Annotated in this window: 10 protein-coding genes; 6 read left to right on the top strand and 4 right to left on the bottom strand. The window is 76.6% G+C overall.

All coding sequences use genetic code 11. From position 1 onward, the window contains the following. The 3 genes from F1544_RS22615 to F1544_RS22605 all read right to left on the bottom strand — a co-directional run. Positions 1 to 1,508: heavy metal translocating P-type ATPase (locus F1544_RS22615; protein WP_167588464.1), on the bottom strand; the 1,508-nt coding region annotated here is incomplete at its 3' end. Next, entirely contained in the window at positions 1,508 to 1,744 is a 237-nt protein-coding gene (locus F1544_RS25675) for a heavy-metal-associated domain-containing protein (RefSeq protein ID WP_308470282.1), read from the bottom strand. The genes F1544_RS25675 and F1544_RS22615, both read right to left, overlap by 1 nt. Continuing rightward, positions 1,741 to 2,034 (bottom strand): metal-sensitive transcriptional regulator, encoded by a 294-nt coding sequence (locus tag F1544_RS22605; protein ID WP_208972443.1) that lies wholly within the window; start codon positions 2,032 to 2,034, stop codon positions 1,741 to 1,743. The genes F1544_RS25675 and F1544_RS22605 overlap by 4 nt, the downstream gene beginning before the upstream one ends. A gap of 94 nt (positions 2,035 to 2,128) precedes the next feature. On the opposite strand from F1544_RS22605, the gene hemW reads away from it, so the two are divergent. The 3 genes from hemW (at position 2,129) to F1544_RS22590 (ending at position 5,567) form a co-directional block, all read left to right on the top strand. Continuing rightward, positions 2,129 to 3,349, top strand: coding sequence for a radical SAM family heme chaperone HemW (gene hemW / locus F1544_RS22600; RefSeq protein ID WP_167588463.1), 1,221 nt, complete (start codon positions 2,129 to 2,131; stop codon positions 3,347 to 3,349). Between the two features lie 39 nt (positions 3,350 to 3,388). Further along, positions 3,389 to 4,447: an LLM class F420-dependent oxidoreductase gene (locus F1544_RS22595; protein ID WP_167588462.1), complete on the top strand. Its 1,059-nt coding sequence runs from the start codon at positions 3,389 to 3,391 to the stop codon at positions 4,445 to 4,447. A 169-nt stretch (positions 4,448 to 4,616) separates the two neighbouring features. Then, on the top strand, positions 4,617 to 5,567 hold the full coding sequence (locus F1544_RS22590; protein ID WP_167588461.1) for a DUF4349 domain-containing protein: 951 nt from the start codon (positions 4,617 to 4,619) through the stop codon (positions 5,565 to 5,567). Positions 5,568 to 5,570: 3 nt separating this feature from the next. On the opposite strand, the gene F1544_RS22585 is transcribed toward F1544_RS22590, so the two are convergent. Next, positions 5,571 to 6,557 (bottom strand): zinc-binding dehydrogenase, encoded by a 987-nt coding sequence (locus tag F1544_RS22585; protein WP_167588460.1) that lies wholly within the window; start codon positions 6,555 to 6,557, stop codon positions 5,571 to 5,573. A 149-nt stretch (positions 6,558 to 6,706) separates the two neighbouring features. On the opposite strand from F1544_RS22585, the gene F1544_RS22580 reads away from it, so the two are divergent. The 3 genes from F1544_RS22580 to F1544_RS22570 all read left to right on the top strand — a co-directional run. Next, complete coding sequence (locus F1544_RS22580; protein WP_167588459.1) at positions 6,707 to 7,339, top strand: TMEM175 family protein; 633 nt, start codon at positions 6,707 to 6,709, stop codon at positions 7,337 to 7,339. 5 nt (positions 7,340 to 7,344) lie between these two features. Continuing rightward, complete coding sequence (locus F1544_RS22575; RefSeq protein ID WP_244309536.1) at positions 7,345 to 7,656, top strand: acylphosphatase; 312 nt, start codon at positions 7,345 to 7,347, stop codon at positions 7,654 to 7,656. Positions 7,657 to 7,702: 46 nt separating this feature from the next. Next, the coding region (locus F1544_RS22570) for a chromosome segregation SMC family protein (RefSeq protein WP_167588458.1) at positions 7,703 to 8,877 on the top strand (1,175 nt) is incomplete at its 3' end.

The raw sequence follows: 8,877 nt of genomic DNA, 5'->3' as shown, positions 1-8,877 counted from the left end.
CCCGTGACGGGGGGCAGCGGCCCGGCGGCGGCGGCGGCCGCGGCGACCGCCCGGCCCACGGGGTGCTCGGAGGCGGTCTCGAGCGCGCCGGCCAGGCGCAGCAGCTCGTCCTCGCCGCCCGCCTCGGCGGCGGTCACGGCGACCAGGCCCATCCGGCCGGTCGTCACGGTGCCGGTCTTGTCGAGCACGACCGTGTCGATGCGCCGGGTCTGCTCCAGCGCCTCCGGGCCCTTGACGAGGATGCCGAGCTGCGCCCCGCGGCCGGTGCCCACCAGCAGGGCCGTCGGCGTGGCGAGGCCCAGGGCGCACGGGCAGGCGATGACGAGGACGGCCACGGCCGTCGTCAGGGCGGTGCCGAGCCCCGCGCCCGCGAGCAGCCAGCCCGCACCGGTCGCGAGGGCGATCAGCAGCACGACGGGGACGAAGACGCCGGAGACGCGGTCGGCCAGGCGCTGGACCTCGGCCTTGCCGGACTGCGCCTCGGTGACCAGGCGGCCGATGCGGGCGAGCTGGGTGTCCGCGCCGACGCGGGTGGCGCGCACGCGCAGCAGACCCCCCGCGTTGACGGCCGCGCCGACGACGGCGTCGCCCGGGCCCACCTCGACCGGCACGCCCTCGCCCGTCAGGACGCTGACGTCGACCGCGCTGGCGCCCTCGGTGACGACCCCGTCGGTCGCGACCGTCTCGCCGGGGCGCACGAGGAACTCCTCGCCGACCCGCAGGTCGGCGACGGGGACGCGGGTCTCGGCGCCGTCGCGCAGGACGCCGACGTCCTTGGCGCCCAGGGCGAGCAGGGCCTTCAGCGCCGCGCCGGAGCTGCGGCGCGCGCGGGCCTCGAGGTAGCGGCCCGCGAGCACGAGCACCGTCACGACGGCGGCGACCTCGAGGTAGAGGTGCTCGCCGGCGGCGTCGCGGCCCGGCAGGAGCTCGAAGCTCATCCGCATGCCGCGCATCCCGGCGTCGCCGAGGAACAGCGCGGCGAGGGAGCTGACGAAGGCGGCGAGGACGCCGAGGCTGACGAGCGTGTCCATCGTCGCGGCGCCGTGGCGGAGGTTGGTCCAGGCGGCGCGGTGGAAGGGCCACCCGCCCCAGACGACGACGGGCGCCGCCAGGACCAGCGACAGCCACTGCCAGTTCGGGAACTGCAGCGGCGGGACCATGGCGAGCACGAGCACCGGCAGGCCGAGGGCGGCGGAGACCGCCAGCCGCTGCCGCAGGGGAGCGGCCGGGTCGGGCTCGGCGGCCGTCTCCGGCTGCGCCGCAGGGGGTGAGGGGAGCTCGGCGGTGTACCCGGTGGCCTCGACCACGGACACCGCGTCGGCGACGTCGGTGCCGGCCGGCAGCGTCACGCGGGCGCTCTCGGTGGCGTAGTTCACGGCGGCCTGCACGCCCGGCATGCGGTTGAGCTTCTTCTCCACGCGCGCGGCGCAGGAGGCGCACGTCATCCCGCCGATGAGCAGGTCGACCGTGCGGCCGGGCGGCGGGGCGAGCTCGGTCGGCTCGGCCATCAGGCCGCCCCGTCCCCGAGCAGGTCGTAGCCCGCCTCGTCGACCGCGGCCCGGACGTCGCCGGGCGCCAGCGGGGCGCTGGAGGTCACCGTGACCGGCGTGGGGCCGCCGGGCACGAGCTCGACCGTGACGTGCTGCACGCCCGGCAGGGCCGTGAGCTCCTCGGTGACCGCGCGGACGCAGTGCTCGCAGGTCATGCCGCCGACGGCGTACGTGGCGGTGGTGGCCGCGCTCACGAGCGCACCAGCCGGGCGATCGCCGCGCTGGCCTCGCGGACCTTCTCCTGCGCCACGTCGCCGCCCTCGGCGGCCGCGTGCGCGACGCAGTGCGCCAGGTGGTCCTCGAGCAGGGTCAGCGCGACGGCCTGCAGGGCCTTGGTCGCGGCCGACACCTGCGTGAGGACGTCGATGCAGTAGGAGTCCTCCTCGACCATGCGCTGCAGGCCGCGGACCTGCCCCTCCACGCGACGCAACCTCTTCAGGACCGCGTCCTTCTCGCCGGCGTAGCCGACCACTGCCGTCTCCATGCCTCCTTGATACCCCCTAGGGGTTCCGATCGCAACCCCTACCCCCTAGGGGTACCCGTCAGGGAGCGGTCCCGCGGTGGGGGACACTGGAGGGGTGCCGAGCACCCTCCCCGACGGCGAGCCCGTCCCCGCCGACGGCGCGCTCCCGGCGTCCGCCCTCGCGGGCGCGGCGCAGCGCACCTTCGGCGTCTACGTGCACGTGCCCTTCTGCGCCGTGCGCTGCGGGTACTGCGACTTCAACACCTACACGGCCACCGAGCTCGGCGGCGGCGGCTCCCAGGCCGCCTACGCGGGCACGGCCGTCGCCGAGCTGGAGCTGGCGGCCCGCGTGCTCGGCGGCGCGGCCCGCCCCGCCGAGACGGTGTTCTTCGGCGGCGGCACCCCGACCCTGCTGCCGGTGACCGACCTCGTCCGGCTGCTCACCGCGGTGCGCGAGACGTTCGGCCTCCTGCCGGGCGCGGAGGTGACGACGGAGGCGAACCCCGACTCCGTGACCCCGCAGAGCCTGCAGGCGCTGCGCGACGCCGGCTTCACGCGCGTGTCCTTCGGCATGCAGTCCGCCGTCCGCCACGTCCTCGCGGTCCTCGACCGCACCCACGACCCCGAGCGCGTGCCGCTGGCGGTGCGGTGGGCGCGCGAGGCGGGCCTCGCGGTGAGCCTCGACCTCATCTACGGCACGCCGGGAGAGTCCCTGGCCGACCTGCGCACGAGCCTCGACGCCGCCGTCGCCTGCGAGCCCGACCACGTCTCGGCCTACGCCCTCGTCGTCGAGCAGGGGACCCGCCTGGCCGGGCAGGTCCGCCGCGGGGAGGTGCCCGCCCCCGACGACGACGACGAGGCCGCCAAGTACGAGCTCGTCGACGACGTCCTCGGCGCCGCCGGGTACTCCTGGTACGAGGTGAGCAACTGGGCCCGCACGCCGGAGGCCGCCTGCCGGCACAACCTGGCCTACTGGCGCGGCGGCGACTGGTGGGGCGTGGGTCCCGGCGCGCACAGCCACGTCGGCGGGGTGCGGTGGTGGAACGTCAAGCACCCCAGCGCCTACGCGGGCCGCCTCGCCGCCGGGACCAGCCCCGCGCACGCGCGCGAGCTGCTGAGCGACGCCGACCGCCACGTCGAGGACGTCCTGCTGCGCTCGCGCCTGGCCGAGGGGATCGACCTCGCGCGCCTGGACGACGCCGCGCGCGGCGAGGTCGGCGGGCTCGTGGCCGACGGCCTCGTGGACCTGCGCGGCAGCGCCGACCCGCGGCTCGTCCTGACCCGCCGCGGCCGGCTGCTCGCGGACACCGTGGTGCGGGCGCTCCTGCCTGGCTGAAGCCGGCCGGGCGGGGACGGCACGGGCTACGGTGACGGCGTGCGCCTCGGGTTGAGCATCGGCTACCTCACGGGCGGCGACGGCACGGTGGCCGGAGCCGCCGCGGACGCCCTCGCCCTGACGCTGCGGGCGGAGGAGCTCGGCTTCGACAGCGCCTGGGTCGCCGAGGCCTACGGCTCCGACGCGCCGTCGGTGCTCGGCTGGCTCGCCGCGCAGACCACGCGCATCGGCCTCGGCGCGGCCGTCATGCAGGTTCCCGGGCGCAGCGCCGCGGCGACCGCGATGACGGCGGCCACCCTCGACGGCCTGAGCGGCGGGCGGTTCCGCCTGGGCCTCGGCGTCTCCGGCCCGCAGGTGGCCGAGGGCTGGCACGGGCAGCGCTTCGACAAGCCCCTGGCCCGCACCCGCGAGTACGTCGACGTCGTCCGCCTCGCCCTGGCCCGCCGGCCGCTGCAGTACGCCGGAGACCACCTGCAGCTGCCGCTGCCCGACGGCCCGGGCGTCCCGCTGCGGCTCATGCTGCCCACCCCGCGGCCGGACCTGCCCGTGTACCTGGCCGCCGTCGGGCCGAAGAACACGGCGCTGGCCGGGGAGATCGCCGACGGTTGGCTGCCGGTGTTCTTCTCCCCGGAGCACTCCGGCGAGCAGCTCGCGCAGCTCGCCGCGGGCCGCGAGCGCCGCGTCCCGCGCGAGGGTGCGCCGGAGTTCGACGTCGTGCCGACCGTGCCGTTCCTGCTCACCGACGCGACGGGGGAGGAGCGGCTGCAGGCCGAGGCGGCCGTGCGCGGCTACGCGGCCCTGTACCTCGGGGGGATGGGCAGCCGGGAGCAGAACTTCTACGCCAGGCTGGCCGGCCGGCTGGGCTTCGACGCCGAGGTCGAGCAGGTGCAGGACCTGTACCTGGCGCGCAGGCACCGCGAGGCCGCGGCCGCCGTGCCCCGGGGTTTCCTCGACGCGACGTGCCTCGTCGGTTCCGCCGCCGAGGTCCGCTCCCGGATGGCCGACTACGCCGCGGCGGGCGTGACGACGCTCAGCGTGATGCCCATGGGCGCCACGGCGCAGGAGCGCCGGGACTCGCTGCGGGCGCTGACGGACTGAACCCTCCGCCCTCCGTGATCATGCAGGGAATCCCTGCATGATCACGGAGGGCTGTGGAACTCCGCGACACCGCGGAACTCCGGCGGGAGGCGGCCGGGAACCGGGGCGGCGCGGGCGGCGTCCAACGCCCCGACCGGTCGGCGTGACCGCGGCTCCCACGGAGGTAGCGATGCCTGTTGCGACGACACCCGGACGTCCCCGAACGGAACTCCCCGCCCGGCGCCGCGCCGGCGCCGCGGTGGCCCTCGGGGCCGTGCTGCTGCTCGGCGCCACCGCCTGCTCGGGGGAGGGGGCCGGGTCCGCGTCCGGGGGTTCGGTCGCCGGCTCCGCGGACGCCCCGGCGGCGGCCGGGGCCGCGACGCTCGAGCAGGCCGCCGGCACCGACGCCGCCGCCGTGGGGGTTCCCGCCGCGGACCTCGAGGCGGGTCTGCGCTCGGTGGTCTCCACGGGCGACATCACCGTCGAGGTCGCCGACGTGCAGCGGGCGCGCGCGGACGTCGTGGCGCTCGCGGCCTCGGTCGGTGGCCTCGTCACGGCGAGCAGTTCCGGTGCGGGGGAGGGCGACGACCGCGAGGCGATGACGCTGCGGGTCCCCGGCGCCACGTTCTCGGACGTCGTCGGTCGCCTCGGCGACCTCGGGCGGCAGACCGCGCTGACCACCTCCGCCACCGACGTCACCGCGGAGGTCGCCGACGTCGGCAGCCGCGTGACGTCCGCGCAGGCCGTGCTCGCGACGTTCCGCGACCGGCTCCCGCAGGCCACGACGATCCCCGACGTCCTGGCCGTCGAGGGCGAGATCGCCCGGCGCCAGGCCGACCTCGAGGCGCTGCAGGCCCGCCAGCGCGCGCTGGCCGACAGCGTCACCCTCGCGACGCTGCAGGTGACCCTGCAGCCGCGGCCCCCCGCCACCGCGGCGGCCGTGGCGGGCCGGCCGGGTTTCCTCGGCGGGCTGCAGTCCGGCTGGACCGCCCTCGGCTCGGCCGTGCGCGTCGCGGCCCTGCTCCTGGGTGCCGTGCTGCCGTTCGCCCTCCTCGCCGCGGTGGTCGTCGTCCCGGCCCTCGTGCTGCGGCGCAGGCGGACCCGCGCGACCGCGACCCCGCCGGCGAGCCCCGCCGGGTGAGGGTCAGCGGGTCGCGGCGGGCATCTCGACGGTGATCTTCGCCGCGCCGCGGCCGTGCTCGCGGGCCACGGCCAGCGCGGTGGGCACCTCCTCGAGCGGGTAGCTCGTGCCCAGGCAGTGCTCGACGCTGACGGTGCCCGCCTCGATCCAGTCCACGGCCTGCCGGAACGACGCGAGCCCGGGTTCGGCCTGCGTCCCGCAGATCCACAGGCACGAGACGGACTTCACGAACGCCTCCTGCACGGGGAACGGGGAGTTCCCCAGGCGCTCGGCGTACCCGAAGAAACCGGCGACGCCGTGCGGGCGGACGGCCTCGACCGCCTGCTCCCGGCAGACGTCGTAGCCGGCGGCCTCCACGACGAGGTCGGCCCCGGCCCCGCCCGTCATCTCCAGCACGGCCTCGACGATCGACTCCTGCGGCGCCAGCACCGTCCGCGTCGCGCCCAGCGCGGCCGCCGTGGCGAGGCGCTGCGGGTCGAGGTCGGAGACGACGACCTCGGCGCCCGCGGCGAGCAGCTGCTGCAGGAAGTAGGTGCCGGCCGAGCCCGCCCCGATCACCGCGGCGTGCCGCACCGGCCCGGCCACGGGCAGGAACCGCTTGAGCGCGAACACCGTGGTGCCGAGCTGCTGCGCCTGCACCGCGCGGCGCAGGTCCGCCCCGGGCCGCAGCGGGACCAGGTGCAGGTCGTCGACCGTCTGATACTCCGCGAAGCAGCCGCCCGCGGTCCCGGCCGGCACCGTGAGCACGGCGTCGCCGGGGGAGAACCCGGGCGCGCGGCTCTCGACCACGACCCCCACGCCCTCGTGCCCGGGGTAGCCGGGACGCCCCAGCATCGCCTCGACCTGGAACCCGTCGAAGACGTGGTGGACGTCCGATCCGCACACGGCGGCGTGGTGCATCTCGACGAGCACCTCGCGCTCGCCCGGGCACCGGACCCCGAAGTCGCCGACCCGGACGTCGCCCGGACCCGCCAAGAACGCTGCGCGCACGTCGTTCCCCCTGCCCGTCGTCGTCGACGGCCGTCGTGTGGAGCTGCCGCCCCGGGTGCCCGGGACCACCGCAGTTGTACCGCGCACGTCGCCGGGCCGACCACCCCCGGTCCGGCGGCACCGGTCCGGCCCGTGGCTAGGCTCACCGCGTGGAGACGACCGCGCGCAGGCAGCACCCCCTGCACCGGTTCACCACCTTCATCGACGCGATCGTCGCGATCGCGATCACGCTGCTGGTGCTGCCCCTCGTGGACGCCGCCGCGGAGGCCGATCCCGCGCGAGTGCCCGTCGGCGCGTTCCTGGCGGACCACGTCGGGACCATCGCCGGGTTCCTGCTCAGCTTCGTCGTCATCCTGAGCCTGTGGCGCGCCCACCACGACCTGTTCGAACTGCTCGACGGCGTCGACGCGACGCTGCGGGGGCTCACGTTCCTGTGGGTGCTGACCATCGTCGTCACCCCCTTCACCACCCAGCTGATCATCGGCTACGACGACCAACCCGTCGTGGAGCTGCTCTACATCGGCGTCCTGCTCACCAGCTCGCTGTGCCAGACCGCGACGGCGGCGTGGATGAGCCGCCACCGGGAGCTGCTGCGCACCGACAGGGGGGACCAGTCGGTGCGGCTGGCCTCCACGGGCACGACCAGCGCCCTCTTCGTCGTCGCGCTCGCGCTGGCCCTCCTGGTGCCGGGCGTGGACTACTACGGCCTGCTGGTCCTGCTCCTCACCCGGCCCGTCCTCACCGTCCTGCGGTCCCTGCGCGCCCGGACCGCACGCTCGTGAACGCCCTGCCGCCTGAGGACTCCCCGCCACCCCCGGAGCTGGAGCGGGTGACGGCGTGGGTCTCCGGCCGCGTGCAGGGCGTCGGCTTCCGCTGGTGGACCAAGGCGCAGGCGCTGGAGCTCGGCCTCGCGGGCAGCGCCGCCAACCGGCCCGACGGCCGCGTCGAGGTCGTGGCGGAGGGTCCGCGCGCCCGTCTGGAGGAGCTGCTGGAGCGGCTGCGCGAGGAGCCGTCCCTGCGCGGGCGGCCAGGCCGCGTCACGGCCGTGGTCGAGCACCGGGGCACCCCGCGCGGCGTCACGGGCTTCGTCGAGCGCTAGCGCGGCGCCGGGGGTCCGGGCGGATCGGTCGTTAGGCTCGCTGCCCGTGCACCTCAAGACGCTCACCCTCAAGGGGTTCAAGTCGTTCGCCTCGGCGACGACGCTGCGCCTCGAACCGGGGATCACCTGCGTCGTGGGCCCCAACGGCTCGGGCAAGTCCAACGTCGTGGACGCCCTGACCTGGGTCATGGGGGAGCACAGCGCGAAGAGCCTGCGCGGCGGGAAGATGGAGGACGTCATCTTCGCGGGCACCACGGGCCCCGAGGGACGCTCCGCGCTCGGCCGCGCCGAGGTCAGCCTCACGATCGACAACACCGACGGCGCCCTGCCCATCGAGTACGCCGAGGTGACGATCACCCGGACGATGTTCCGCACCGGCGGCAGCGAGTACGCCATCAACGGCTCGACGTGCCGGCTGCTGGACGTGCAGGAGCTGCTGAGCGACTCCGGCATCGGCCGCGAGATGCACGTCATCGTCGGGCAGGGGCAGATCGACGCCGTCCTGCACGCCTCCCCGGAGGAGCGCCGCGCGTTCATCGAGGAGGCCGCCGGGGTGCTGAAGCACCGGCGCCGCAAGGAGAAGGCGCTGCGCAAGCTCGACGCGATGGAGGCCAACCTCACGCGCGTCGCCGACCTCGTCACCGAGATCCGCCGCCAGCTCAAGCCGCTGGGCCGCCAGGCCGAGGCGGCCCGCCGCGCGCAGGTCGTGCAGGCCGACCTGCGCGACGCCCGCTCCCGGCTGCTGGCCGACGACCTCGTGCAGGCGACCAGCTCGCTGCAGCGCGACGAGGCGGACGAGGTGGCCCTGGAGCGCCGGCAGGCGCAGGTCGCGGCCGACCTGACCGAGGCCGCGGCCCGGCTGGCCGCCGCCGAGCAGGCCGCCGCGGCCGCCGCCCCCGAGCTCGCCCGCGCCGTGGACACCCACCACCGGCTGCAGTCGCTCGCCGAACGGCTGCGCGGCGTGCAGGCCCTGGCCGAGGAGCGGCTGCGGCTGCTCGCCCGCGAGCCCGAGGAGACGACCGGGCGCCGCGACCCCGAGGAGCTCGCGGCCTCCGCGCGCCGCGTGCGCGCCGAGGAGGCCGAGCTCGCGGCCCTGCTGGCCGCGCACCGCACGGCCCTGGACGGCGTCCTCGCCGAGCGCGCCGAGGCCGACGCCGCGGCCCTGGCCGAGGACCGCCGCGTCGCCGCCGCCCTGCGCGCCGCGGCCGACCGGCGCGAGGG

The organism is Kineococcus rubinsiae (genome assembly GCF_011839805.1).
Taxonomy (GTDB): domain Bacteria; phylum Actinomycetota; class Actinomycetes; order Actinomycetales; family Kineococcaceae; genus Kineococcus; species Kineococcus rubinsiae.
The sequence above is the reverse complement of the archived record's forward strand: the minus strand, read 5'-3'. Positions and strand labels throughout refer to the sequence as shown.

Coding starts and splice junctions, on each gene's coding strand:
- F1544_RS22605 (WP_208972443.1), bottom strand. CDS start 2,034: ATGGAGACGGCAGTGGTCGGCTACGCCGGCGAGAAGGACGCGGTCCTG.
- F1544_RS22590 (WP_167588461.1), top strand. CDS start 4,617: ATGCCTGTTGCGACGACACCCGGACGTCCCCGAACGGAACTCCCCGCC.